This is a genomic window from Companilactobacillus jidongensis (assembly GCF_003946575.1).
Lineage (GTDB): Bacteria > Bacillota > Bacilli > Lactobacillales > Lactobacillaceae > Companilactobacillus > Companilactobacillus jidongensis.
Genome location: NZ_RHOP01000001.1, coordinates 156,646 through 182,593 on the forward strand (window position 1 = coordinate 156,646; position 25,948 = coordinate 182,593).

Here is a 25,948-nt window from a genome sequence, read left to right on the forward strand (position 1 = left end):
ATATTCTTAAATTATATACATAAATAAAGGACTTCAAAAATATAAATTTTGAAGTCCTTTGCCTATAAATTATTTATAATTCTGTCAAACCCGAGTCCATCATTTACAATTTTTGCTGTTTTCATAAAATCTAATGGATTACATTTTTCAACAAATTGAATATTTCGTTCATTAGAAGTAAAATCCAAAGTTTTAAATTGTACTGATATTATTTGTCCTTTGAGTTTATGAGAATGAAGATTCACATATATCGGATTATTTCTAATAGTACTTGTAATGGGACATACTGCTACGTATCCCGTTTTATAATTAAATGTTGTTGAACTTATAACTATAGCAGGTCTTCTTTTATGTATTTCACGACCTACTGAAGGATCAAAATTAATATAAATCAAATCACCTTGTTCTGGAATGTAATCATTAAATTTATAGGGCAATGTTAGATTTCCTCTCGTCCAACGCTTTTACCTTCAACATAGTTCTTATCTTGTCGAAGATCATCGTATTTTTTATCATTACTTTTAAATATATTATCGCCCTTAGGTGTAAAAATTAGACTGCCATCTGATTCTTTCATAGCCATATATTCAACACCTTCAGGAATATTGAATTGTGCTGGAATACTTAAAATCACTGCATTTCCCTGCTTTCTAGTTTTCATATTTTCACCTTATTTCTTTGTAATCACATGGTAACACTAAAAAATGATTTCACCTATTAATATGCAAAAAGGGAAGCTACCATTTGGTAACTTCCTTTTCATGTTTCTTCTATTATATGTTTTATTTTTATCCGGTTCTAAAACGGCTTTCTTCACTCTCTAATTCATAGTCATCCCACCAGTAACATTAATCCCCTGCCCAGTCATATAATCTGACAAATGACTCGACAGGAACAAGACAACATTGGCAACGTCTTGTGGCTGTCCTGTTCTTCCTAAGGGAACTTGGCTGTTATCTTCTTTTTCAATTGCATCTGGTGTTAATCCACGAATCTCAGCACCGTCTTTTCGTTCACGGTGCTTCATTGAAGTTTCAACGATTCCGGGACAAACCGCATTGACGTTGATTTGGTTATGAGCCACTTCGATTGCCAAGGTCTTCGTTAATCCCAACACAGCGTGCTTGGATGCAACATAGGCAGACATTGCTCGATAACCATTTTTACCAGCTTGCGATGCTATCAAGACAACCTTTCCCGGTCGCTTAGCCTTGACCATTTCACTGACGATATACTTGGTGATCAAATATGTTCCTCGTGTATTCACGGCAATCGTCTTATCGAAGTCACTCGTCTTACTCTCAATCAAATAATTCATAGTCGAAATCCCAGCCACATTGACCAGCACATTCGGTATCAAATTATTGGCGATAAGTTGAGCTGTAATATTTTTAACACTATCTTCATCACTGACATCAAGATGAATCTTATACAATCGTTCCGATTTCTTGGCGATATCGTTGTTATCAAAAGCCAAATCAGCACAAACGACGACTGAATTTTCATTTAAAAAGGTCTTCGCAACTGCTTCCCCGATTCCCTGATGTCCTCCCGTGACCAATACCACTTTGTCCGTTAATTCTTCAAATAAACTCATGAACACGACTCCTTAGTCGAGCTACACATGAATTACTCGTCACGTTTCGCTCTATTTTAAATAACTAAATTACATGTCTTTCGTATGGATCATTACTGATCCCTTCATCAAGAATCTTCTTCGACCATTCCTTAGCTGAGAACAATGAGTGATCTCGGTAATTACCACAACTATACTTGTCAGTGCCTTGGACATCTTTCCATTCGACCTTGTTGGCAATGTCATCAAGTGCACCCTTCAAGGCTTCCGCAACTTCTGTCGTTGAATGTTCACCCCATGTGATCAAGTGAAATCCTGTTCGGCAACCGAATGGTGAACAGTCGATGACGCCATCAAGACGGTCACGCAATAAACCAGCTAGTAGATGTTCAATAGTATGCAATCCAGCGGTCGGAATGGCATTCTCATTTGGTTGAACTAGACGCAAATCATAATTCGAAATAGCGTCGCCCTTTGCTCCATGCTCCTCAGTGATCAATCTAACGTATGGTGCTTTAACCTTTGTGTGGTCCAATGTAAAACTTTCAACTTTTGCCATAATATAATTTCTCCTTAAAATTCATTTTTTATTTTAAATAACTCAATGGTCTGTTAACTTCGATCTTAGTTCCGTAATATTTTTTATTGATATATTTTTGAATCGTCTTATTGTGATACAACTTAACAAGTTTTTTGTATTGCTTGTTATTCTTGTTCTTTGCGGCGGTTGCCAAAATATTAACGTTGTCTTTAGTGCTTTGATCAACATTTTCGTGGTAGATAGAATCGGTCAAAACATGCAGACCACCATCTAGGGCAACTGTATTGGAAATCAATACAACGTCAACGTCATTTAGAACACGAGGACCTGTCGTATCATCGATCTCCTTGAACTTCAAGTTCTTGGGATTACTCTTAATATCTTTGGTATTGCTCAAGGCGTCGAATCCTTTATCAAGCGTGATCAGACCTGCTTTTTGTAGTAGCAGCAAATCCCTGGATGTGTTAGCTGGATTATTGGCAATGGCAATCGTTGTGCCATCAGGAATGTCGCTGATTTTCTTGTACTTATTAGAATAAATTCCTAATGGTTCAAGATACGTTGTTCCTAAAGCAGCTAACTTGCCGTTGGGATTTTGCTTATTGTAGGCCAAGTAATATGACCATGATTGAAAGGCATTCACATCAACTTGTCCTTCTGTCGTTGCTTGGTTGAGCTGTGTCCCATCGGTTATTTCTTTGACCTTGATATCTAATCCGGCTGCCTTGGCTTGTGAACTCTTCGCAATATGCTGCCAAATTTCAAGATCTGAACCCTGCGAACCAACTGTGATCGTCTTGCTTTCAGATGCGGAAGCATTGTTACCACACCCCGCCAACAAAAAAACTGATAAACCTAGTAGAACCGCTCCAAAAATTTTACGCCACTTCATCTTCACTTTCATTTCCCCCTCAAATTAAACACACATTAGTTTGAGTACCACATGGGTGGTTTATAAATTACAACTCTCATATATCCGCCTCCTCAAAATCCTATACAACAAAAAAATCGTCCCTACATACACAGACTGATTCTGCAATGTAGGGACGATTACCGTGGTACCACCCTAATTCGTATTCCAGTTACCCAAAATACCTCAACGACACAAACATGTCCGGGATGATATCGCATCCTTGCGTACCTTCGGCTTCCACCTAGGTAAGACTCCAAGCTCATCTTCAGTACGACTTTCGTTCCGTGTTTTCACTATCCGACGGTCACTATTCAAACTACTAGCTGACTTACTCCTCTCTTCAACGTCTAATAAGATTAAATAATCTTTAATTATTTGATTGGTGATTAATCTACACTTTTAAAATTATATTGTCAAATAAATATTTAAATTAATCATGATATACTTACAGTGATCAAACGGTTAAACGTACAAATATCAATATTAGGAGGAATTCTAAAATGCTAAAATTCTTCAAAAAATATTCTATTTATTTAATTATTTCATATGTGATGTTTTTTCTTTTAGCTAATCAACAAGTTCAATTAAAAACCGGTCAAAAGTTTTCTTTAGAAGGAATTTTGTATGCTATTTTTTTGATAATAATTGATACAATTATTAACTGGTTTTTCTTTGGTTATCTTCCTCGAAAACGAGATAAATAAAAAAAAGCCGCCAAAGGCGACTTCTAGTTAGTAAAATAATGTCTCGTTATTTCCAAAGCTGTGTTGCTCATAACTTCTTTGCCGTACTCTGACAATACAGCAGCTGTCACCTTAGTCTTGAAACTATACTCACTCAACATTGCCATAACGTCATTGTAAGTCATATCGTGCATTTCTTCAGTAAACAGGACTAATTGCAAGTAATACTTACCTTGGTATTCCCATAAATTAGAAACTCCACTCTCCAAGTGCAATAGATCAGCGAGTTGAACGTAATCTTCAAAATCTTTAAATTCAACAATAATTGCCTTCGTAGGTGTATCGGGATCATTCAAGTATGGTGCAGTATCCTCATCGTACTCGGCATTACCCAACTTAGCATTATCATATTCAAATTGATTATTATCAGTATCTTCATCATTTGAAACTTGTAACGTATTTAATGGCAATGAACCAGCGCCATCAACATCGTCACTCTTGCTAATAAGTAACTCCAAACCCTGTTTGTTTGGCATAATCTGAAAAGTTACCGGTTCATTGTTAGAGAAAACGTGGTCCTTGTCAACTTCATCCAAAATACTGTAGAAAAATGATTCGATCTGTTTCTTGTTTCCCAAGAGATCAAGAACTGTTACTCCACGATCTTGCAAATCCTGCGTACTAAGAATGACTCTGATTGTGTTCTCATTAAGTCGATCCATTTCCATCATAGTCACCTCAATTCTGTATCTACATTTTAACAGTCTCATAAACTTTGTAAAGTAAAGAAACCTCTGTATGTTTAGACAAAATTATACGCTATTAACCATCGTCCAATCAAGTGTTGTGCTGTACTTACCCATTGGCGTTTGGAAACTATGTAGGTCCATCAAAAAACCATGCTTACTATCCCAGGTTAGACTCTTCGTTCCATTGGCTAGCTTGCCATCATAGATAGTTGTTGGCGCAGTATCGATAACCGAATCTTTACCTGAACCATCACGGAAAATAAACGAATCGTCTAACGTATCACCAGCATTATTAACCAGTGGGGTTTCCATATTAACTGAAATAGTTGTGTTGAGTGTAGTTACAGGATAAACATTGTTGTTCAAAGTAATAGCCCAGTTAGATTGTTCACGTGGTGTAATTCCCTGATTAGGAGATGCTGTCCCATATGACAAATCTGGTACATCCATTGAAACATCCATATATGGTTGTTGTTGCCAGACGTAAGTTTGTGCCGCACTGCCTGTAGTTCCATACAAGTTCAAGAGATCCTCTTGAGTATAAAGTTCACCAGCAGGTTCATGTGGTGTTCCACCCTTTTCTGGTGCCACCTCCTGCCAGCGGTCACTTATTGATTTGTATTGTGTTGGAATTGAAGAATCATAGATAGAATTACCTGGGTTATGTGTTGGAAGCCCCGATCCCTCAGTAATTACTGAATTTTCACCTAGAGTTATCGCCCATAGGTTAGACATACCATTAAACATTTTGGTTGTATCGGCCTTGGTTGTATTCCAATTGGAGAGGTTCAGATTAGACAGTAAATAATCATTAGCAAATAGAGATTCCATATCAGTTACTTTATCTGTATTCCAATTCGATACATCTAAGTTTTCTAATGAAGAACAATTATAAAATGTGCTATCCATTGTTGTTACAGCAGAAGTATTCCAATTGGAGACATCAATATACTTCAGTAACGCAGTCCCTTGAAAAGTATTTTGTAGGTTTGTTAGTTTCTGTGGTGCCCAATTAGAGGTGTTCAAATTTTTTAACTTTGAATCAAAATTGAACATACTATTAAGATTAGATGCCTGAGGCATATTCCAACTGGATGTAGGCACGGTAATTAAATTTGTACAACTTGAAAACATTTCACTAAAATCAGTACCTGAACTAACATTCCAATTTTCTACAAAATTCAGATTGACAGCTTTATTATTTTTAAAAGCTTGTGCAAAGGATGTAACCTTCCTAGTATCCCAGTCCGCTATATTCAAACCGGTAAAGTCAGTTATATTAGAATTATTAAATATTGCATTCATTAACGTTAATGAAGATGTATCGAAATTACGATCTATAACTTCTTCTAAGTTGTTTGTATTAGCAAACGTACTTGTTAACGACCTAACTTTACTAGTCTTAAAATTACTCAGATTCAATATTTTAAAACCAGTACCTGAAAACATTGAACTCATATCAGTTACATTACTCGTATCCATAGTATCTAAACCTTTAAAAGTATCTTCATTTAAAAGAGAGTCACTATTTAATAGACTGGCCATCGTTGTTACTTTACCTGTATTCCAACCAGACAAATCAAGATGCTGTAACTTTGTACACGACGAAAACGTTCCATTTAAATTTGTAACATTCTCGGTATTCCATTTTTCAACCTCAGGCATACTTGTAAAACGGGTTCCTCCAAATGTCTGACTCATATTTGTCACGTTAGTCGTATCCCAGTTTCCCAGACCATTTATTTCTACTAGACTTGAATCTAAATAAAACATCCCCGATATATCAGTGACTTTTGACCTATCCCAATTCGAAATATCGATTGTCTTTAATTTATACATTTGTGCAAACATATATGACATATTAGTAACATTAGAGACATTCCAATTTGAGACATCACTCATATCAGATTTAGCACTGCCCAAAAACATTCTATACATATTAGTGACCTTTGAAGTATCCCAATTTTGTAATCCAACCAGATTTGAAGTATTTGTAACATAAAACATTTCTGACATATCAGTCACATTCGAAACATCCCAAGTTGATACATCTATATTTGAAATTAGTCTTGCCACAGCAAACATGTCTTGCATAGAGGTAACCTTGCTAACATCCCACTTATCAGTTCCAGTAATGGTTGTTAATTTCTCATCGTAATAGAACATGTACATCGCAGAAGTAACATTGCTCATGTCAATATTACTAACATCTATACTGGTCACATTAGGTAACATAGCAAAAAGTGCATTAGAAATTGAGTTAGCTACAACTCCAGGGTCTGCATAAACTGCAGTTATTTTAGATGCATATGGCAACCAATCTGCCTTTGGATAATTATTGTTACTATTGGCAGTATTCCCCGCTCCCAAAACCCCAGCATGAATAGTAAGCAAGCCAGTATCATCAATATCCCAATCACAGGTACCAAAAGTACCACTCGCAGTTGTAGTGGCTGCTAGTGGAGCAATTGTATTTACTGCTGCACTTTGAGTGCTTGGTGCATTCTGAATGACAGCATTATTTTCATTCAACATCCCTTGCAGATCAGAGGTCTCTACCCCGGTACTGTCTGCCTTAACTATCTGTGGTCCACCCAGTATCAGCAATACGCCACTGAGTGCAATGATGAGCCCCAGAACATATTGCTTATTTCGCTCAGATAACTTTATTTTTGATCCAATCATAATTATATCCGCCTTGTATACCTTGTTATGTTTCTAACATATGAAATTATATCAATATTATCATGACGTTTTTGGTCATTTTTTATAAGAAACGTTTACAATTATCGACACATAGTAAATATACAATTGAGATAATACGCAAATAAGCCAATTTTGTGTATTATCTGTCATTTTAATGTCATTTTTACTTAAGAAAATGGTGCAAAAAAAATATCCACCATACACGATGTATAGTGGATACAAATCAACTATCAAGCTGATCTTATAGACCAGCCATAAGTTGAGCTTTTTGTAACTCCATAGTTCTAACACTTCTTGGCAAGAATCTTCTGATCTCGTCCTCATTGAAACCTACTTGGAGACGTTTGTCATCCATGATAATAGGACGTTTTAGCAAACCAGGGTTCTCTTGAACTAGTGTCAACAATTGGTCAATTGTTAAATCGTCAAGATCAACATCAAGGTTTTGGAATGCTTTGGAACGAGTAGAAATAATTTCTTCAGTTCCGTTTTCAGTCATTTGTAATACTTGTTGAATTTCTTGTTTGTTTAAAGGTTCTGAATAAATATTTCTTTCTTTGTAAGGAATGTCATGTTCTTCGAGCCAAGCCTTTGCTTTACGGCATGAAGTGCAACTTGGAGATGTATAAATAGTTACCATTATAATCTCTCCTTTTCTTGTGTATTATTCAATACTATTTGAACACATAAATATTTTACCTTAATACGAAAATAAAATCTATACTTTTTCGTATAAAAACTACGAATATCTGTTCTACAAATCGTATATTGTGAAATATAGCACCTTTAATATCACTATTTGTGTAGCGGGTTCACAATTTATATAACTATAAAATTATTTATAGCATTAGTTATATTTTATGGATATATATCAAAAACTTATAACATCAACATTTTTACTAAACATTGATTTCGAGTTCAGCGAACGCACTCATCACCGGAATATCTCCAGCATATTTTTGTGATTGTTCTAACATAACCTGTGAATCAACTGTTTGTGGCAAATGGCTGATCATCAATCTCTTAACGCCAGCGTCCTTAGCTAGGGTACCTGATTCCTTGGTATTCATGTGCCACTTTCTGCCTGTGACATCTTCTGGGAAATTAGTATCTGTGATCAATAGATCAGCGCCCCTAGCAAAGTCTACCAAACCGTCGAAGTAAGTTGTATCGGCGGTATAAACAATTGTCTTGTCGCCCTTGGTGATCCTCATTGCGTAAGCTGGAACTGGATGGATCGTGCGCATGAACTCGAATTTGAACGGTCCAATCTCGGATGGCTCATAATCGCTATATGCGATACCTTGACTTGCACCCTCACTCGTTAATTGAGCAAAGTTGACAAAATCTTGAGTATGACCGTAAATTGGAAGTGGTTCAGGTTTCTTCGCTGCGAGCCAATTATACTGCAAAACTCCAACATCAGCGGTATGATCGTGGTGATAGTGCGATAGGACAACAGCGTTCAGATCTGTTGGGAAGATGAAGTTCGATAATTCATTAAGAACTCCACTACCGCAATCGATCAAGAGATTGAAGTCATCGTCGCGCAACAAGTAACCCGAGGTACCGATACCCTTATAAGGATATCCTCCATAATAACCTAATACTGTAAGTAACATAGAAAGCCTCCAAAAATTTTTTTAATTGAAAGGATTTCAAATCATGAACATAACATTAAAGTTAGGCACATATTCTTTTTTAAAGAGTCAGCAGAATTCTGCTGATACTTTATTAAAACCCTTATTCGATGATAAAACAGACCATCTTTTAATAAAAGAATTAACCAGAAATGGGCAATACCGCAAGCTGACGGGATTCATCGATTCTAATGACGAGGTGTATTTGTTGACATATCTCAAATTTAATGTAGACCAATCGGCATTATTTCAAAGTAAATTCATCGATTCCGACCAAATCAGCTTCAATTCAGCAATTTACCAACTACGCGATAATTTGCAAGAATATCTAATAATCAGTACTTTTGACAATCAAACTCACATGGAAGATGGTCGTAATTATATCCAAGATAAGATTGATGATGGTATTCGTTCTGACTCAAAGGTACCCTTCGGTTTCTTCACCAAAGAATACCAGGTCATTGGTTAATTCTACGCTTAACGCTACGCCAAGAGATCAAATATGTGATAATGCCAATAATTCCATACAGAACCACATAGCTGGCAAAGATCCACATGAATTCATATCTCAGTGAGTTCCACCCATTATCGGCTAGTATGATCAGAGCGTACGATTGCATAAGTGCAAAGACTAGCGGGATTATGAAGGTCAAGGCATTCTCACTGCGCACAATACCGCGGATTTCGTGATTGCTGACACCGATCTTTTTGAGTGTCTTCAATTGCCGCCACTCATGATCATCTCGCAATAATATCCGTAGCGTCAAGACACTACCAAGCGCAATTAAGAGCGCTATGCTGAAAATTGCAATCATGAAGATGAAGAACCCAACGATTTGATTCAAGTGCTGTTTGGCGCTCTCCTGTCTGACGAAGCCTGATTGAATATAATCATTTTGGGATCGGTTCATCGAACTATACTTCTTAATGGTGAAGTTTGACTCATTCAGACTAGACTTGGCATTAACACTGATCATATACGCATGTCGTAGCCTATCAAGATCTTTTACCTGCTTTTTGGATAATCGATCACCATGCTTGAAATACCAGCCATAGAACGTGTCAGTCGTTTTGGTGGGCAGCTTATGATAATACTTATCCGGCACGATCATCAATGAGCCAGCATACATCCCTCCACCATATGGAAAGGACGAGCCATTCTTTCTAGTTGTGATCTTCTTGGCATTTTTAACGTTCCATTCGACCTTTCGATCAGAGAATCCAAACGTTTCGTCATTGCCAAAACCGATCCGCATGAATTGCTTAGGATTGATCTCCGGATTATTCTGTCGAATCTTGCCGGGTAGTCTCATATATTCCGAATACGACATGAATGATGCTGGTCGTTGAACTAGGATATGCCCTGATGTATCGAGAGTGGAAACCAGTGTGATCTTGATGTTCGAATGATACTCTTTCTTGACCTGTGTTTTACTGTCATTGATAATATCTCTCACATCATTAGCAGTATCACTGTTGGCGGTCAGAGCAAATGGATATTCAGCGTGATAATTATCATACATCAATTGATATCCGAAGTAACAAACTGTCAAAAGCATCAAGGCCAAAGTTGATAGTTCCGTCACGAACCAGAGCACGGACGTATTGCGTTTCATCCGGTTCTTCAGATATTTGAAACTAAACATATTCAAACCTGAATACGATATCCGTTTGGTTTTTTGTAAAATAGTTAATAGAACTGGTAGGAAGCCAAAGTAAATTAGATAAGTTCCAAAGAAAAAGGCAAAGAAAATATAAATCACCTGTAAAACGATTTTGTCACCATAACCGTCGTAACCAAGATTCTCAAAGCTCGCAAACATACTGATAACTACGGCTAGTGCGCTGACAAAAAGTACGATTCCTAACGTACCGGCAGGTATTCGCATCCAGAAGTTAATCTTACGAGCTTTTACCTTTTTGGTTCTAACAATACGATACGTTCTAAAGGCATTCATGATACTAAAAACTAAGATGGCGTAGCCGGCAATCTGCAACAACGTCGTTAAACTAGTCGGTCTGAGATATGCCGTGAAATTGGATCGAATATGCATCAGGTACAACAGTAACATTCCAAAGAACTTCTGAAATATCAGCGCCTCGATTATTCCTACGACCCAGGCGATGACCTGAATAATCAACGTCTGAAAGAAACCGAGCACGATAATCGTGAATTTAGACATCCCGAGTTTTTGAAAAGTTAAGAATTCATGTTCCTGTTGCTTGATGAAGAATCCACCCACATAAGCCATATAGACGAAGGTTGAGACGGCGAAGACCACACTGAGTGAGAAGACTATCGGCATCAGTGAAGTTCGCCACATACTGACGTCATGCTTCATGATCTTGTTATTGATCAGTGAGAGCAAGATGCTGAACAGACCGATGGCGAAACTGCATGACAAAATATAAATCAAGTAACTGTCTCGCATATTTGTGAGGCTTTTTTTAATTATCTTGAGATACATTGAAATAGTTTCCGCCCCCAATCGTCCGTTGCATGTTGATGATCTGTTCGAAGAAGTCCTCACGTTTACCAGAATTGACTATCTCTGAGAAGATCGTGCCGTCCTTGATGAAGATTACCCGACTACAATAACTTGCCGTGAAGGCATCGTGTGTCGCCATCAGGATCGTGGCATTCTCACGTCGGTTGATGACCTGCATGTAATTAAGCAAGACTGTGGCTGACTTAGAATCCAAACTACCGGTCGGCTCGTCAGCGAAGAGAATTTCAGGATTATTGATCAAGGCTCTGGCGGCTGACACAAGCTGGCGTTGTCCTAGAGACAAATCCTCGACGTTACGATTGCTAAGTTCTTCGATATTCAATAAGTAATTAAGATGCTTAACTCGTGCCTCAATGAATTTTTTATTCGCATGATTGAGTGCGAGTGGTAAAATAATGTTTTCTTTGACGTTCAATGAATCGAGCAGTTCAAAGCTCTGATAGATGAAGCCCATCTTATTGCGACGATACTTGGCAAGTTCACGATCATGTAATTGTGTCATGTCGATGTTGTCAATGATGATTTGACCGTGGTCTGGGCGCTCATTAGTCGAGATCATATTGAGCAAGGTCGACTTCCCCGCTCCACTAGGTCCCATGATGCCGAGGAATTCACCTTTGTTGACTTCAAGGCTAATGTCCTTAATGGCATGGACAGCATTCAGACGTTTGCCATAATCCTTGGCAATGTTTTTTACGATAATTTGCACGTTAATTTCTCCAATAATTAAGATAATATTGTTATTATAGTAGATAGTGTCTTCATTTTAGCACGAGGGGGTTTCACAATGGCCAAAATTATGATTGTTGAAGACGATCAATCGATTGCTAAGCTGATCAGTGAGAATCTTGAGAAGTGGCAGATCGACACACACGTTATTGAAGACTTCAATAACGTAATGGAAGAATTCAATGACTACAAGCCGGACTTAGTATTGCTCGACATTAATTTGCCAGTATACGACGGCTACTATTGGAATCAAGAGATTCGTAAGATTTCCAAAACACCGATAATAATCATTTCATCCAGAAATTCAAATATGGACCAAATCATGGCAATGAACATGGGAGCTGATGACTTCGTGGAGAAACCTTTCTCTGTCGATATCTTGGTTGCCAAAATCAATGCTCTATTGCGCCGGACTTATGACTTCACCAAGAATACGAGCGATATCATCGAACACAATGGTTTGAAACTGAACCTATCGAGCGGAACAGTTGAAATCGGTTCTGACAAGATCGACCTGTCGAAGAATGAATACAAATTATTACAGAGACTACTTCGTGATCAAGGTAAGATTGTTACCCGTGAACAATTATTGAACTTCATGTGGGATGACGAGCGCTTCGTTGATGACAATACGCTGACCGTTAATATTAATCGTCTGCGTGGTAAGATCGAAAAATTCGGCTTGAAGAATTATATCGTAACTAAGGTGGGACAAGGATACATCGTCCCTTAAGCGAGGCTAATATGACTTTTTTTAAATATTTGCGTGATCATTTTTTGTCACTACTATCAATTTTATTAAGTGTGACTTTTATCGAAGCAATACTGTTCTTAGATCCGCACGTGAAATTTCAGACCGGTACGTTGATTTATTCATGGATAATTGCCGTTTTGTTCGCCTGCTTAGGCTTGATATTTGCCTTTATTCGCAAAAAAAGTTGGTATGAAACATTAAACGATTATCAAGAGGACCTATCCAAGGAATTACACGGTGCTTCTAATAATGAACAACGATTCATTCAAGATAAGATCAATAATATCGCGCTGGAATACCGCAATGAATTAACCGAATTATATCAAAACCAAAACGACCAAAAAGAATATACCGAGTCTTGGGTCCATGACATCAAAGTACCCTTGGCAGCATTGAAATTGTCACAGGAAAGTGAATTGGATAAAGAATTGATTGATGAGGAAATCGACCAAATAGATTATTTAGTTGACCAAGCATTGTACTTTGCCAGACTAAATAACTTTTCTAATGATTACTTGATCCAAGAACAAGACTTGAACAATATCGTTAAGTCATCGATCAGATCTAATAAGCGCATGTTTATTTCCAAGCGTATCGGAATCAGCTTGGACGTGACTGATGACAAAGTTCTGACCGATGAGAAGTGGCTGAACTTTATTCTTAATCAAATTATTACTAATAGCTTGAAGTACACCGATCAAGGTGGCAAAATCGAAATCTTCACGACTAACAATCATAATAACGTTGAGTTGCACATTAAAGACAATGGTATTGGAATTGAAGATAAGGATATTAGCCGTATCTTCAACAAAGGATTTACCGGCGGCAATGGTCGCAAGTCTGGCAGTAAGTCGACCGGAATTGGATTGTATCTAGTTAAAAAAATGGTTGATAAGCTTGGACATCGGATTGAGGTTAAGTCTGAAGTTGGCGTTGGTACTGAGATTATTATTACCTTTTTGGATCTGCCTTATTATCAGCAATAAAAAGAAGCATGACGATCAACTTAGTTGTTGATTATCATACTTCTTTTTTGTTTTTTAAAGCAGGTTTCGGAAAACAACTTTTACTTTAGAGTCATAGCATTAAGTGCAACGATCACAGTAGATAATGACATGATCACAGCACCAACGGCTGGGCTCAATACGAATCCTATTCCGGCTAAAACTCCGGCAGCTAGAGGAATTGCTAGAATATTGTATCCAGCTCCCCACCATAGGTTTTCAACTGTCTTACGATATGTCTTAGCGGATAGATTCAAGAACTTAGTAATATCGCTTGGGTCTGAGTTGTATAGAACAACATCGGCAGAATCAATAGCGACATCAGTACCAGCACCAATGGCAACACCAATTGTTGCACTTGCCAAACTTGGAGCATCGTTGATACCATCGCCGACCATCATGACGTGGTGTCCTTCTAATTCAAGACTCTTGATAACCTTGTGCTTATCTTCAGGAAGCAATTCGGCTTTGAATTCGTCAATTCCTAATTGCTTTGCGAATGAAGCAGCAGCTTCTTTGTTATCACCTGTCAACATGATAGGTGTAATGTGCTTAGCTTTTAGATCTTTGATAAATTGAACAGAGTTAACTTTGACTTTATCACCTAAGGCTACGAATCCAACAACTTTGTCATCTACCATCAAGTAACTGATTGTATTGCCTTTATCCAAATATTGTTGAGCTGCTGCCTTATCAAAGGTCATTTTGTGAGCTTGTAAATATTTCATATTGATTAATAAATATTTGTGTGAATCTTTAGTTGCACTCATACCATATCCCTTAATAGCTTGGATATTGTCGAGTTGAGCAGCTTGAACTTTTTGTTCTTTAGCATATTCCACAACACTATTGGCAATTGGATGACTTGAGCCACTTTCAATACCAGCAATTAATGATAGAACTTGATTGTCGTCCATATCACTAGATGACTTCAAACCATTAACAGTGAACTTACCCTCTGTTAAAGTACCAGTTTTGTCCATTGCAACATAGTCGATCTTACGACTATTTTCAATAGCTTGGTTGTCACGAATGATTAGACCATTTGTTGCAGCAATTGATGTACTACGTGCCATAACTAGTGGAATTGCTAAACCTAAAGCGTGAGGACATGCAATAACTAGAACTGTAACCAAGCGTATCAAAGCAAGATTTATATTACCAAAGATCAACCAATATACGAATGCCATCAAACCAACGGTAACAGCTGCGTAGAACAACCAACCTGAAACCTTATCAGCTAACATTTGTGTCTTTGATTTGTTAGTCTGTGCATCTGAAACTAACTTACTAATTTGTGATAGGTAACCTTCACTTGAAGTCTTGGTAACTTGAATTCTGATAGTACCTTCACCGTTGATAGAACCACCGACGACCTTGTCACCGATGGATTTCTTAACAGCTTTTGATTCACCAGTAATTAATGATTCGTTGATATAACTTTCTCCACTGATAATTGCGGCATCAAGTGGAATAGATTCACCTGCACGAACTTCAACTACATCACCGGTTTTTACCATTGAGATATCGTGATCCATTATTTCTTCACCGTGAACCATGTGAACTTGGTTAGGTACGAGAGAAGCAATCTTTTGAAGCGCACTACCTGCACTCATAGTTGATTTCATTTCGATCCAGTGACCCAACAACATAATGTCGATCAATGATGCTAGTTCCCAGAAGAAATTCATAGTATTAGTAGTGGAATGTACAATGTTGACCATTACGAATGAGTACATGCTGTAGAAATATGCAACACTGATACCCATTGTGATCAATGTCATCATAGCTGGTTTCTTTGCTTTCAGTTCACCTCGGGCACCAGTTAAGAATGGCTTACCACCGTAGAAGTACAAGATTGAACTGAGAATCATTATGATCCAACTTGAACCTGGAAATGAAACTAGAACTGGTACAATTGATCCCATAAATGGCGATAAAATAAAAACTGGAATAGAAAGAATTAATGAAACCCAGAACTTCTGACGAAGATCTCCCATATCCATCATCACGCCACCGTGGTTCATCATCATATGACCACTGCTCATGCCCATATCATCTGCTCCACCGTGCTCCATGTTATTCATGTCACGCATACTCATTTTTTCACTCTTCGCATTTTTCATCATGCCGTTGCCTCCAAACAATCACACTTAATGTTTTCAGGTGCTGTTTTTTCTTTCTTTTGCAATAGAACAATCAAACCTTGGATATCGTCCTTTGATATATCAGAATTTTGAACTACGTCTTCAATAGCCTCTCCCTTTTTCATACAGCAAAGGCTATTAAATATATTATTAACACTTTGATGAATCGCGTCACTTTCTGTGACTCGAGGATGGTAGACATATGGTCTTTTTGATTCATCAGCCTTTAAGAAATTCTTCTTCTGAAGGCGGACAATCAATGTTTTTATGGTAGCTTGCTTCCACTCAGTTTTACGTTCAAGAACTTCAATAACTTGTTTACTAGTTGCTTCTCCAAGTGTCCAAATGATTCTCATCACTTGCCACTCGGCTTTTGACATATTCTCTATTTCTTCCATAATAATTATTACCTTCTCGTTTACATTTGTAATCTTTATTACAAAACATAGTTTACAACTGTAATCACAAACTGTAAAGAAAAAAGCACACTCAAATTCACTTTTTTTGAGTGTGCTCGTATAAATACTTATTTATAGCCGTTTGCGCGGTTTGATATAGTGATATTTTGATTAACATTCTTTGTGGCTTTTTTCAGAGCCTTATGAATATCTCCACCATTATATGATTCTTCCATCGCAACTTCTTCTAATTGACGAGTAACTTGCATCCCCTCAAGAAGAATACCTGAGTTCACATAGTTAGGTTTTGCATCTGCTAATTGTTGGCCCGGAACCTTAGCCTCTGGGTTCTTAGCATAAAGATCTTTTAGGATCTTTTCTTTTTGTGAATCTTTGTTAAGTGCTAGATAACCAGTCGATTTTTGCCATTGAGCTTGAACTGCTGGACTCAATGCGTATTTAGCAAATTCATAAGCACCTTGTTGAACTGCTTTTGGTTTGTCATTTGAAATCCACAATGCTGCCCCACCAATTGATACACCGTTAGCTTTTTGACCATCTGGATGTGGGAAGTATGTAATTCCAAGTTTATCTTTGTTGTTAGCAGTTAGTTCACCGATACTTGCTGAGGATTGGATAAAGATACCAACTTTTTCAGCTAAGAATCCGGCAGTTTGGTTAGCACCAGCACTGGCACCAGAACCGTAATTGATAAAGTCGCCTGACTTAATGTTTTCGTGGATCCATTCAAGGAACTTAACTGTTGAAGGATTATCCATATCAATTGCAGTTGGAATACCAGTATGACCATTGTTATTGTTGGCCAAAGCTGTACCAGCATTAGTTGTAGCTTGTTCCAACAACCAACCGTAAATTTGAACCGTCATACCCTTAGTCTTGTGGCCTGAACGTTCATATAATTGTTGAGCCACACGAGTAATATCAGAATATGTTGGCGAAACCGGTGGTGGTGTAATCTTGTACTTCTTTAATAATGAGGCATTATAGTAAAGAACTGGTTGTGACGTATTGAATGGCATTGCTTGTTGCTTACCACCATTTGAGTAAAATGATCTGGCTGCTGGAGCAATTTTTTCAATATCAAAACTCGGATCTTTGTCAATAAAGTTTTGAACTGGTGTTGTGTACTTACTGTGGATCATTTGAGCCGTTGCAATATCGAAGGCCTGGAAAACAGCTGGTGATGTACTTGTACCATGTGTTTGAAGGATTTTTTGAATTGCTTCATCATATGAGCCTTGATACTTCGGTACAACTTCGTATTTTGATTGTGATTTATTGAAGCCATTAACAACTTCTTCCAGAGCATCTTCAGATGCCCCACCCAATTCATGCCAAAAAACAATTTGTGTTCTATCTGATGAACTAGATGATTTAACAGGTTTGTTAGTTGTAAAAATACCAACAAGCACTGCTGCAATAATTAAGGCTAATGAAATCAGTGAATTCTTTAGTCGTTTATTCATTTTATTTAACGGCTCCTTCATTCATACCAGATTTGAAGTAATGTTGACCAATGAACAGTACAAGAATTGTTGGAATAACAATAATTGCTGCACTAGCTTGAATCATACCCCAGTCATTGAATGTTTCTTCAGATTGCAATTGACGCAAACCATTTTGAATCAATCGTGAGTTATTACTGAATGTAGTAAGCATTGGCCATAGATATTGATTCCAAGCACCTAGAAAACTATATGCTCCCAAAGTGATCAAACTTACCTTGTTATATGGCAAGACAATATTCCAATAAAATTGGAAATGATTCAATCCTTCAATATCAGCTGCTTCTTTAAGCTCACTTGGTGTCTGCATGAATGCTTGACGCAACATGAATGTACCAAAAGCAGAAGTTAAAAATGGAATCAATAGAACTGAATAGTGATCTAACATTCCTAAATTCTTCACTGTCGTGAAGTTAGGAATAATCTCTGCTTCAAATGGAAGCATCATTGTGATCAAGAATAGAACGAAGATGGCATTGCGATACTTGAACTTTAGGAATACAAAAGCATATGCACTCATTGAACAAAATACTAATTGTGCTGCCATTGTTAGAACAGAAACTACTAAACTGTTTCCTAAATATCGTAAAATTGGTGTCTTAGTAAAAGCTGATACATAGTTATTGAGAGATAAGTCAGTACTCATGAAATTACCTTTAGCAATTTCCATGGTTGGTAGAAAACTTGTCCAAATACCAATAAAGAATGGAGCCAAGATTACAAATGCTAGTAGCAAAAGTAATGTATAGCTAACAATCTTATTCAAACGGCTTGGTTTGTTTGTGCTAATCATTAATAGTTCACCCGTTTTTCTAAGAATTTGAATTGTAAGAATGTGAAGAAAGCAATTATAACAGTTAAGATAATTGCTTCTGAACTGGCTTGCGCATAATTACCACTGTAAAAAGCATCCTTGTAAATTCTATAAACTAACATGTTGGTTGAGTTCGTGGGACCACCCTTAGTGATCAAATCAATCAAACCAAAACTCTTAAACCCTTCAATCAAAGTAATTGTTGAAACAAAGAAAAGTGTTGGTGAGATCATTGGCACAGTTATTTTGAAGAATTGACGACGTTCTGATGCACCTTCAATACTTGCCGCCTCATATAAGGTAGTTGGTACTGCTGAAATAGCACCTAATAAAATAAGGAATGTAAATCCTAAGTTCATCCAAACTGTCGTAATGATAACGGCCCACATTGCCATCGTTGGATCTGTTAACCAATTAAGAACTGGCAATCCAAGCATGTTACTTAGTAATGCGAAGAATCCAGTTGATGGATTAAAAATGAATAGCCAGAAAATTGCGGCAACTGAAACTGAAACACCCATGGTTACTGAGTAAAGGGTTCTAAAAATTCCAATACCAGGTAGTCGTTTACTTGCTAGGTTAGCTAATAACAATCCGATTCCTACGGTTAAAACTGTAACTGCAAATACATAAACCAAAGTCGAACCTAAACTAGCGATATATTCCGGTGAACCTAACAAATCCGTATAGTTACCTAGTCCGTTAAAAACAGTTGTTTTACCTAAGGTATTTGTTAAAAACATACTGATATAAAGCGTTCTGAGCATTGGATAAAATACAAAGACACTCAGAATCAAAAGTGATGGGCCTAAAAATAATACTGCGTAATATTTATCTTTTGCGTTTAATGAAAAAGTACGATGTTTAGTCTTTGCTTTTGTCTCAGATCCAACCACCGTAGGAGTTGTTGATTTAAGCATTGACCAAGTCCCCCGTTTCCATTGGAATACGTTGATTCAATGAATCGAACAAGAAAATTTTATTGCTTGAACTGATTTTGATCTTCTCAAAAGCTGTATATAACGCCTTACCTGGTAAGAGGATTCTGATATCATGACCACTGTTTGTTGTTGCGTAAACGATTGTTTCATCCCCCAAAAATTCTGTACTCTTAACTGTTGCATTTGCGGACAATTCATCGGCATGTTCGATTGATAATTCACCAGGACGAATACCAATTTTAGTAGCTTTGTCAGTAATCTTTTGTTCCATGTGGATTTCAAAATCACCATCAACATTCAATGTATACTCATCGATCTTTTGTGCAGGCATAACATTGATAAGTGGTGTACCGAAGAAATTAGCTACAAACGCATTAGCTGGTTGTTGATAAATTTCTGTTGGTGTACCAATTTGTTGAACTTCGTGATCGTTTAAAACCATAATATGATCAGCCATTGTCATTGCTTCTACTTGATCATGAGTAACATAAATCAAAGTAATACCCAGTTTTCTTTGTAGTTGATAAATTTCTTGGCGCATCTTAACACGTAATTGTGCATCCAAGTTTGATAGAGGTTCATCCATCAAGCAAATCTTAGCGTCACTGGCAACTGCACGAGCAAGTGCCACACGTTGTCTTTGTCCACCAGATAATTCACGTGGCTTGCGATCTTTAAGTTCACTTAAACTAACCATATCCAAAGCATCATTAACACGTTGATGCACTTCAGCTTGATCAAGCTTTCTAGCTTTCAGACCAAAAGCCACATTGTCCCAAACATTCAAGAAAGGAAATAGTGCGTAACTTTGGAAAACCATCGTTAACTTACGATCCTTTGGTTGTAGATCATTAACAACTTGACCGTCAATACTGATCTCACCATCAGAGATTTCTGTTAATCCCGCAATCATGCGCAATAACGTGCTCTTACCACATCCAGAAGGCCCAACGATAACGAAGAATTCTCCTGTTTCGATTTCGGCAGATACGCTATTTAAAATAACGTTATTAGCGCCGTAGTTCTTTGATACTTGATTCAAAATTGTAGACATCTTATTCACCCCATATAAGTTTCGATACATTTAGTATGTAGTAAGGATGTATATTTCTTTCTTATTTATTGTAAAATTTGTGTAAATTTTCAGAAATTATTTATAATAAAATTGATTTTAATAAATAAATATCGACAAAAAAGGCATCAATCAATGAATATTTTCATTAATTGATGCCTTTTATTTTCATAGTTTAACGAGACTTAACACCCTATTTAATAGGACATGCTCCACTTTCACAATCTGATTGATCAACGAGTTCAATATCTTTCTTATCGTGATTATCATTCATTTCAGCAAATTTCTTAGCAACATTTCCGCTAATCAGAGACTCACGTTCTTTGTAAACTTTTTTATCAATCGGTTCCTTGGGAGCTTGTTTGAGTTCACCACCACTGTATGGTAACAACGAAGTTGACTTAGTAATGTGTCTATATTGATACATCAATGGTGCAATTTCATCAGCTTCCTCTGGTTGAAACGTTACAGTACAACTTACTGCATTATCTGACCAGTATGTTTGAAGGAATGCCTGTGTCGCAAATTGTTCAGCAATGGAAACATTACCAGCTGATGCAAAGTTAGGATTGTCAGCATTAACAGCCTTAACTGGGAATTCGACACACATCGTGTGCTTCGTATAAACATCAGGTTCGATCTTGTAACCACATGCCTTCAATGCTGGAAGCAATGGATCACTGTCCTGGAATCTAATTCTTTGAATTAAATAGCCGGCATAGTGAAAATGCATTCCTTCTGATACACCTGCAAGTTTAGCAACTGTACCTGATGGCTTAACAGTTGTGTGCTTGATTGAAGTATTACACTTCAATTCATGTGAATAATCCTCATCAGCCTTAACGACTGAGTGATACAAGTCATCAAATCTCTTAACGATTCTTTTATCATAAATAGGTTTCTTAATAGCAACACCGTCTTGATCTTTAGTATCTTCAAATCCAGTAACAACACGGTTACCAAAAGTATTCAAAATCCAGTCTTGGATACCTGACATTGAAACACCAATACGACGATTTTTTTGGATTGCCTTACGTGAAACTTCCCAATCATAACTACTGAATGTGACACGTTTTGTGTATCGAGCAGCTAAATCAAAAGCTTCTTCCAGTTTCCAGCCTTGTTTTTCAGCAATAACCGGGAAAACCTCGAATAAGTTACAAGGTTCACCATTACTCAATGAAATTTCACCACAGGGATTAGTTCCTTCAACAGCATCATCAATTCCTGGTTGGTAACCATCGGCGATTCGGCCGTAATTACGTGACAGTTCAAGATTAACGATCCCAGGTTCACCATTATGAACGATCGAGTTAGCGATGGGTTGGTACTTATTAAACTTAGAATCAACTGAAACACTGTTATTTGATGCCCAACGGTGATGGTATAACTTCTTTTGGTCTTGTTTCATGGTAATGAAGTCATCATCAGTAGCACCACCTAGTGCCAATTCCGCAGAACGACGAACATTCCCCGCAACAACTGTCTTACCAATCAAGTTACCCATGTCCGTGCAATCAACTGAAGTCAATTGCTTGCCAATAGCATCATTCAAAACTTCATTGATATCAGAGAACATTTCAATCAATGGAACAGGGCCTGATGCAGTACCACCGAAGCCCTTGATCTTAGCGCCTTTGGGACGAATATCAGTAATATCCAAAACAACATCATTAACATCTTCAACATTAGTTGAAGCAAAATGAGCATCGATCATATTAGCATTGGCGATTACCCAGCCTTCACGAGTATCTGGAAGCTTGTAAAAACGAACGTCAGCCACATCGTGGTCCTTTAAGTAATCCTCACGGTCAATTGCACCTGCTTCGATTGAATCCTTGTAAGAATCGCTAGATTTACTGATAAGGATCGATAAGTTAATCTTCTTATCAACCGCTGGCATTTTTTTCATATTATCAGGAACAACAGAAAAGCCAACGCCGCCGCCCTTCATCAATTGGTCAAACATGAATGAAAACGGCATAGATACAGCAACTTGGTCTGCATTTAAGTAACTAGGAAGAATGTGACTATCACCGTATTTTTGTGGTCTGATAGCAATGAACCAGCAATTGTTCAGAGCATCCCCATTGCGCTTTTGATATTCAGTACCAGAGATCCAAAGGTTTCTACCCGATGGCGTTGCTGCTAATCCATAAACCAGTTTGTACAGCTCTTTGGCTTCGCTGACCAAACCCTGATATTGTTCTTCAGTTAATGATTCCTCTTTCAAACGAGGATCAAGATTAATGTTACCTTCAATTACACGTTTAACGGTTTCTGACCAGTTCTCAGTACGTCCTAATTCCGGAATCCAACGTGCATAAGTACGTTTGTATGTAACCCAGCCCAGTTCCCCCCAGTGAGGTTTAACTGTCGCCTTAACTTCATCAATAAATTCATCGTCTAATTTGATTTTTCTTAATAAGTTCATCATTATGTATCACTCCAATTAATTTGTTACAACACTATATATGGTATCTCACCGGCAATTATATAACAAGATGTAGTGTTTGTTAATCAAATTGATGAACCTATTTTTCACCGTCATAATTGCCGTCATTCTCGGCATCCATAAGTTAGATTTTTACGTAAAAACTTTTTTAGGAATTAAATTTTGATTCAACTTAATTCAATTGTCATTTTGAAATCCGCAACTTCCATTCTAATATGCTTATCGCATGATAAGCAATGATAAATTTAATTAGCATATTTCAGTAAAATTCAAGTACTTGACACAAAATTTTGTCAACAAAAAAAGATGAAATCCTATTGACTTCATCTTCATTCATTTGTTATTGCTAACTCAATTTTATTATCAAAATCATAAAAACCTTTTTATAATTAATCTTCAATTTTTAGCTTAGAGCGTTTTGAAATAAGCTGTCCATAATGAATCATCAATCCTAATAACAATCCAATCAAGGCTGGTAGCAACCAGTCCATCCCGAACGCAAATACAATTGATCTAATCTCAAGATTGTTTGTGATAATGATTGTTCAGAAATAACTGCTGGAGCTGAATTTAAGGCATCAATCAAAGCTGGAATAATTGTAAATACCGTTGTCGTGCGATAGACAATTGGATCACTACCGAATAACGGCGATGCAATGGATAAGATAATCAGAGTGATTGCCAATGGATACAAGAACATCAGCATCGGAGTAGACCAAGAAATGATTTGTTCCAATCCCATATTTGCAATTAAAAATGATGTTCCACAAGATAATAAGTTCCATGTTCGATAAGATATCTTAGGGAACTTATCGTGAAGTGCCTCTGCAAATGACGAAATCAAACCAACTGCCGTCGTTAAGCATGTCAGAGTTGCCATAATAGCAAGTATTATTTCTCCAGGTACTCCCATGAAATGATTGGCAATTTGTGAAAATCCAATACCTCCATCTGCAGAAATATTAAAATATGACAGTGAAGTGGCACCGATCCAAATTAAACCTAGATAAATAAATGCCTCTAATGAAATACTCAACAAACTTGATTTGGCAGCCGTTTTGGCAATGGCACTGGGATCATGTTGTCCCAAGCTCTTGATCGAAGTAACAACAACTATTCCAAATAACAAGGCAGCTAAGGCATCCATAGTATTATAGCCTTGCAAAAATCCGTTCAGAAAAGCTCCATTCTGATAATTACTAGTAATTTTTGCTGTAGAAGCATTTCCCATCGGATTCGTAAAAGCAATTGCAAAAATAATTGCTAACAAAATTAAAAATGCTGGATTTAAAAGTTTTCCGATCATGTCGATAATTCCAGTTGGCTTACGTGATGCCCACCCAGCAATCAAAAAGAAAATCAATGAATATCCTAGCAAGTACCACGGTTCTTGGCTAGCAGTTACATGTGTTGCAACACCGATTTGAAAAGGTGTCGTAGCCGTTCTTGGAGTGGCAAACAATGGTCCTAAGGTCGCACATGTGAGAATCATGAAGAAAGTGGCATATCGATGTCCAATCGGCTTAGCCAAATCATAAATACCACTGGATCGGGTAATGCTGATTGCAATAATTCCTAACAAGGGTAAGAGTGTTCCAGTTAATAAGAATCCTATTCCAGCACTAAACCAGTGTCCTCCAGCCAATTGTCCTAAATGAATCGGAAAGATTAAGTTTCCTGCTCCAAAGAACATTCCGAAAAGCATAGAACCAATGATCAAATAATGTTTGAACGATAATTTTTTATTAATATTTTCCATAAATAATTTCCTCTTTCAATTGAATGTATAATTATATAACCTGCCACATACATTCACTCGAATGAGTCCGCCATTGCTATTAGTACAACTATTCATCGTTGACCGCCTCCATTTTTAATGAATAAAAAAAAGCGCCCTCTGAAAATCAATTAAGATTTTCAAAGGACGCTTCTGCGCGGTACCACCCTTGCTTCATATTGTTCTCACAAACAATACCTTCTCACGTACAAATAATACGCTAGCACAATAATGGGTGCACCCATGCAACACTCACTCTCGTTCGCATTGCCAGCTCCGTGGCTACTTTCATTGAATGACAAATACTATTTCTCAATTAACATAGCTTCCTGTGCTTTGTCAGACTCAATTACTTCTCCACTTACTTGCTGTTAAATTCATTATTTTAATATCATTAGAATATTCTAATCTTTATGACTTGTCAATCCTTTTTTAAACTGGTGCGGCATCACTTACACAAACATATTCATCGGTTGCCACTCTAAAGTAACTAATTCCAGCAAGATTGACTTCTCTATCGGTGTGCCAATATGATCCAGGTGCCAAAGCACGTCCAGTGATCTTGGCTCCATCTCTAGTATAAATAGGTGCCGGTGTTGTAGAACTGATAACACGTACTGTTCCATCATATGGTGTATATGGATAATCAGCTGTTTGACCGGTTATATACTCGTTAGTTGCTACTTCAAAGTAATACTTACCACTGATTGCGATACTCTTACCTAGACGCCATGAGGTACCAACTGGCAAATACTTTCCAGTGAATACACCTTGCGCAGTATAAATAGGTTCTTTAGAACCATATATCGTCATACATTTGACGCTTGCTTCAGGATTAGAACTTTCCCAAGCAGCGGCATTTGCCGTGATCGTACCAAGCGAACTAACTCCCATCAATAATGCTGGTGAAACTGCCATTAATCCTATTGTTAAATTTCTAAAAAGATTTTTTTTCATGTTATTGTACCTCGAGCTTGTTATTTGATTCGACGCTAAGATAGCACCATAAAAGT

Annotated in this window: 23 protein-coding genes, 1 pseudogene and 1 other annotated feature; of the genes and pseudogenes, 4 read left to right on the forward strand and 20 right to left on the reverse strand. The window is 37.3% G+C overall.

What is annotated here, in order from left to right:
• Positions 1-62: 62 nt before the first annotated feature.
• The 5 genes from EKM68_RS00705 to EKM68_RS00725 form a co-directional block, all read right to left on the reverse strand.
• Positions 63-437 carry a type II toxin-antitoxin system PemK/MazF family toxin gene (locus tag EKM68_RS00705; RefSeq protein WP_125587755.1) on the reverse strand — a complete coding sequence of 125 codons (375 nt, stop codon included), beginning with the start codon at positions 435-437 and terminating at the stop codon, positions 63-65.
• A gap of 2 nt (positions 438-439) precedes the next feature.
• The gene (gene mazE / locus EKM68_RS00710; RefSeq protein WP_125587756.1) at positions 440-661 is read right to left on the reverse strand and encodes a type II toxin-antitoxin system PemI/MazE family antitoxin; all 222 of its coding nucleotides are present in this window, start codon (positions 659-661) and stop codon (positions 440-442) included.
• 159 nt (positions 662-820) lie between these two features.
• The gene (locus tag EKM68_RS00715; RefSeq protein ID WP_125587757.1) at positions 821-1,597 is read right to left on the reverse strand and encodes an SDR family NAD(P)-dependent oxidoreductase; all 777 of its coding nucleotides are present in this window, start codon (positions 1,595-1,597) and stop codon (positions 821-823) included.
• Between the two features lie 64 nt (positions 1,598-1,661).
• Positions 1,662-2,135: an S-ribosylhomocysteine lyase gene (locus tag EKM68_RS00720; protein ID WP_125587758.1), complete on the reverse strand. Its 474-nt coding sequence runs from the start codon at positions 2,133-2,135 to the stop codon at positions 1,662-1,664.
• A 28-nt stretch (positions 2,136-2,163) separates the two neighbouring features.
• Positions 2,164-3,009 carry a MetQ/NlpA family ABC transporter substrate-binding protein gene (locus EKM68_RS00725; protein ID WP_404810779.1) on the reverse strand — a complete coding sequence of 282 codons (846 nt, stop codon included), beginning with the start codon at positions 3,007-3,009 and terminating at the stop codon, positions 2,164-2,166.
• A 521-nt stretch (positions 3,010-3,530) separates the two neighbouring features.
• On the opposite strand from EKM68_RS00725, the gene EKM68_RS00730 reads away from it, so the two are divergent.
• Positions 3,531-3,734, forward strand: a complete 204-nt coding sequence (locus EKM68_RS00730) for a hypothetical protein (protein ID WP_125587760.1) — start codon at positions 3,531-3,533, stop codon at positions 3,732-3,734.
• Between the two features lie 23 nt (positions 3,735-3,757).
• Here the strand turns inward: EKM68_RS00730 and EKM68_RS00735 are convergent, their stop codons facing one another.
• The 4 genes from EKM68_RS00735 to EKM68_RS00750 form a co-directional block, all read right to left on the reverse strand.
• On the reverse strand, positions 3,758-4,441 hold the full coding sequence (locus EKM68_RS00735; protein WP_125587854.1) for an adaptor protein MecA: 684 nt from the start codon (positions 4,439-4,441) through the stop codon (positions 3,758-3,760).
• A gap of 84 nt (positions 4,442-4,525) precedes the next feature.
• Positions 4,526-7,147, reverse strand: a complete 2,622-nt coding sequence (locus tag EKM68_RS00740; RefSeq protein WP_125587761.1) for a BspA family leucine-rich repeat surface protein — start codon at positions 7,145-7,147, stop codon at positions 4,526-4,528.
• A gap of 262 nt (positions 7,148-7,409) precedes the next feature.
• On the reverse strand, positions 7,410-7,808 hold the full coding sequence (gene spxA, locus EKM68_RS00745; RefSeq protein ID WP_025023189.1) for a transcriptional regulator SpxA: 399 nt from the start codon (positions 7,806-7,808) through the stop codon (positions 7,410-7,412).
• Between the two features lie 259 nt (positions 7,809-8,067).
• Positions 8,068-8,790 (reverse strand): MBL fold metallo-hydrolase, encoded by a 723-nt coding sequence (locus EKM68_RS00750; RefSeq protein ID WP_125587762.1) that lies wholly within the window; start codon positions 8,788-8,790, stop codon positions 8,068-8,070.
• A 43-nt stretch (positions 8,791-8,833) separates the two neighbouring features.
• Here EKM68_RS00750 and EKM68_RS00755 point away from each other — a divergent pair, with 43 nt between their 5' ends.
• Positions 8,834-9,277 carry a hypothetical protein gene (locus EKM68_RS00755; protein WP_125587763.1) on the forward strand — a complete coding sequence of 148 codons (444 nt, stop codon included), beginning with the start codon at positions 8,834-8,836 and terminating at the stop codon, positions 9,275-9,277.
• Here the strand turns inward: EKM68_RS00755 and EKM68_RS00760 are convergent.
• Together EKM68_RS00760 and EKM68_RS00765 are read right to left on the reverse strand one after the other, a co-directional pair.
• On the reverse strand, positions 9,267-11,225 hold the full coding sequence (locus EKM68_RS00760) for an ABC transporter permease family protein (protein WP_164509315.1): 1,959 nt from the start codon (positions 11,223-11,225) through the stop codon (positions 9,267-9,269). The genes EKM68_RS00755 and EKM68_RS00760 overlap by 11 nt on opposite strands.
• A gap of 31 nt (positions 11,226-11,256) precedes the next feature.
• The gene (locus tag EKM68_RS00765) at positions 11,257-12,033 is read right to left on the reverse strand and encodes an ABC transporter ATP-binding protein (protein WP_125587765.1); all 777 of its coding nucleotides are present in this window, start codon (positions 12,031-12,033) and stop codon (positions 11,257-11,259) included.
• Between the two features lie 72 nt (positions 12,034-12,105).
• Between EKM68_RS00765 and EKM68_RS00770 the strand changes: the two genes are divergently transcribed.
• Positions 12,106-12,780, forward strand: a complete 675-nt coding sequence (locus EKM68_RS00770; protein ID WP_125587766.1) for a response regulator transcription factor — start codon at positions 12,106-12,108, stop codon at positions 12,778-12,780.
• An 11-nt stretch (positions 12,781-12,791) separates the two neighbouring features.
• Positions 12,792-13,787, forward strand: coding sequence for a sensor histidine kinase (locus EKM68_RS00775; protein WP_125587767.1), 996 nt, complete (start codon positions 12,792-12,794; stop codon positions 13,785-13,787).
• A gap of 80 nt (positions 13,788-13,867) precedes the next feature.
• Here EKM68_RS00775 and EKM68_RS00780 read toward each other — a convergent pair whose 3' ends face one another.
• From EKM68_RS00780 to EKM68_RS00820, 9 genes and pseudogenes are all read right to left on the reverse strand, one after another.
• Entirely contained in the window at positions 13,868-15,934 is a 2,067-nt protein-coding gene (locus tag EKM68_RS00780) for a heavy metal translocating P-type ATPase (protein WP_225422937.1), read from the reverse strand.
• A complete protein-coding gene (locus EKM68_RS00785) occupies positions 15,931-16,350 on the reverse strand; it encodes a CopY/TcrY family copper transport repressor (RefSeq protein ID WP_125587768.1) in 420 nt (139 codons plus the stop codon). Before EKM68_RS00785 ends, EKM68_RS00780 begins: the two co-directional genes overlap by 4 nt.
• 128 nt (positions 16,351-16,478) lie before the next feature.
• Positions 16,479-17,837 carry an extracellular solute-binding protein gene (locus EKM68_RS00790; RefSeq protein WP_125587769.1) on the reverse strand — a complete coding sequence of 453 codons (1,359 nt, stop codon included), beginning with the start codon at positions 17,835-17,837 and terminating at the stop codon, positions 16,479-16,481.
• A gap of 1 nt (position 17,838) precedes the next feature.
• Positions 17,839-18,669, reverse strand: coding sequence for a carbohydrate ABC transporter permease (locus EKM68_RS00795; RefSeq protein WP_125587770.1), 831 nt, complete (start codon positions 18,667-18,669; stop codon positions 17,839-17,841).
• On the reverse strand, positions 18,669-19,610 hold the full coding sequence (locus tag EKM68_RS00800; RefSeq protein WP_125587771.1) for a carbohydrate ABC transporter permease: 942 nt from the start codon (positions 19,608-19,610) through the stop codon (positions 18,669-18,671). Before EKM68_RS00800 ends, EKM68_RS00795 begins: the two co-directional genes overlap by 1 nt.
• Complete coding sequence (locus tag EKM68_RS00805) at positions 19,603-20,685, reverse strand: ABC transporter ATP-binding protein (RefSeq protein ID WP_125587772.1); 1,083 nt, start codon at positions 20,683-20,685, stop codon at positions 19,603-19,605. The genes EKM68_RS00800 and EKM68_RS00805 overlap by 8 nt, the downstream gene beginning before the upstream one ends.
• Before the next feature lie 211 nt (positions 20,686-20,896).
• Positions 20,897-23,137 carry a ribonucleoside-triphosphate reductase, adenosylcobalamin-dependent gene (gene nrdJ / locus EKM68_RS00810; protein WP_125587856.1) on the reverse strand — a complete coding sequence of 747 codons (2,241 nt, stop codon included), beginning with the start codon at positions 23,135-23,137 and terminating at the stop codon, positions 20,897-20,899.
• Positions 23,138-23,547: 410 nt separating this feature from the next.
• Positions 23,548-24,917: pseudogene (gene brnQ / locus EKM68_RS00815) on the reverse strand (branched-chain amino acid transport system II carrier protein).
• Between the two features lie 158 nt (positions 24,918-25,075).
• Positions 25,076-25,310 (reverse strand) — a binding site (T-box leader).
• A 57-nt stretch (positions 25,311-25,367) separates the two neighbouring features.
• Complete coding sequence (locus EKM68_RS00820; protein ID WP_125587773.1) at positions 25,368-25,892, reverse strand: SLAP domain-containing protein; 525 nt, start codon at positions 25,890-25,892, stop codon at positions 25,368-25,370.
• Positions 25,893-25,948 lie beyond the last annotated feature (56 nt).

Excerpts from the sequence above, each read along its gene's own strand:
- mazE (WP_125587756.1), bottom strand. The coding sequence starts at position 661 with ATGAAAACTAGAAAGCAGGGAAATGCAGTGATTTTAAGTATTCCAGCA.
- EKM68_RS00715 (WP_125587757.1), bottom strand. The coding sequence starts at position 1,597 with ATGAGTTTATTTGAAGAATTAACGGACAAAGTGGTATTGGTCACGGGA.
- EKM68_RS00720 (WP_125587758.1), bottom strand. The coding sequence starts at position 2,135 with ATGGCAAAAGTTGAAAGTTTTACATTGGACCACACAAAGGTTAAAGCA.
- EKM68_RS00725 (WP_404810779.1), bottom strand. The coding sequence starts at position 3,009 with ATGAAGTGGCGTAAAATTTTTGGAGCGGTTCTACTAGGTTTATCAGTT.
- EKM68_RS00730 (WP_125587760.1), top strand. The coding sequence starts at position 3,531 with ATGCTAAAATTCTTCAAAAAATATTCTATTTATTTAATTATTTCATAT.
- EKM68_RS00735 (WP_125587854.1), bottom strand. The coding sequence starts at position 4,441 with ATGGAAATGGATCGACTTAATGAGAACACAATCAGAGTCATTCTTAGT.
- EKM68_RS00740 (WP_125587761.1), bottom strand. The coding sequence starts at position 7,147 with ATGATTGGATCAAAAATAAAGTTATCTGAGCGAAATAAGCAATATGTT.
- spxA (WP_025023189.1), bottom strand. The coding sequence starts at position 7,808 with ATGGTAACTATTTATACATCTCCAAGTTGCACTTCATGCCGTAAAGCA.
- EKM68_RS00750 (WP_125587762.1), bottom strand. The coding sequence starts at position 8,790 with ATGTTACTTACAGTATTAGGTTATTATGGAGGATATCCTTATAAGGGT.
- EKM68_RS00755 (WP_125587763.1), top strand. The coding sequence starts at position 8,834 with ATGAACATAACATTAAAGTTAGGCACATATTCTTTTTTAAAGAGTCAG.
- EKM68_RS00770 (WP_125587766.1), top strand. The coding sequence starts at position 12,106 with ATGGCCAAAATTATGATTGTTGAAGACGATCAATCGATTGCTAAGCTG.
- EKM68_RS00775 (WP_125587767.1), top strand. The coding sequence starts at position 12,792 with ATGACTTTTTTTAAATATTTGCGTGATCATTTTTTGTCACTACTATCA.
- EKM68_RS00780 (WP_225422937.1), bottom strand. The coding sequence starts at position 15,934 with ATGATGAAAAATGCGAAGAGTGAAAAAATGAGTATGCGTGACATGAAT.
- EKM68_RS00785 (WP_125587768.1), bottom strand. The coding sequence starts at position 16,350 with ATGGAAGAAATAGAGAATATGTCAAAAGCCGAGTGGCAAGTGATGAGA.
- EKM68_RS00790 (WP_125587769.1), bottom strand. The coding sequence starts at position 17,837 with ATGAATAAACGACTAAAGAATTCACTGATTTCATTAGCCTTAATTATT.
- EKM68_RS00795 (WP_125587770.1), bottom strand. The coding sequence starts at position 18,669 with ATGATTAGCACAAACAAACCAAGCCGTTTGAATAAGATTGTTAGCTAT.
- EKM68_RS00800 (WP_125587771.1), bottom strand. The coding sequence starts at position 19,610 with ATGCTTAAATCAACAACTCCTACGGTGGTTGGATCTGAGACAAAAGCA.
- EKM68_RS00805 (WP_125587772.1), bottom strand. The coding sequence starts at position 20,685 with ATGTCTACAATTTTGAATCAAGTATCAAAGAACTACGGCGCTAATAAC.
- nrdJ (WP_125587856.1), bottom strand. The coding sequence starts at position 23,137 with ATGAACTTATTAAGAAAAATCAAATTAGACGATGAATTTATTGATGAA.
- EKM68_RS00820 (WP_125587773.1), bottom strand. The coding sequence starts at position 25,892 with ATGAAAAAAAATCTTTTTAGAAATTTAACAATAGGATTAATGGCAGTT.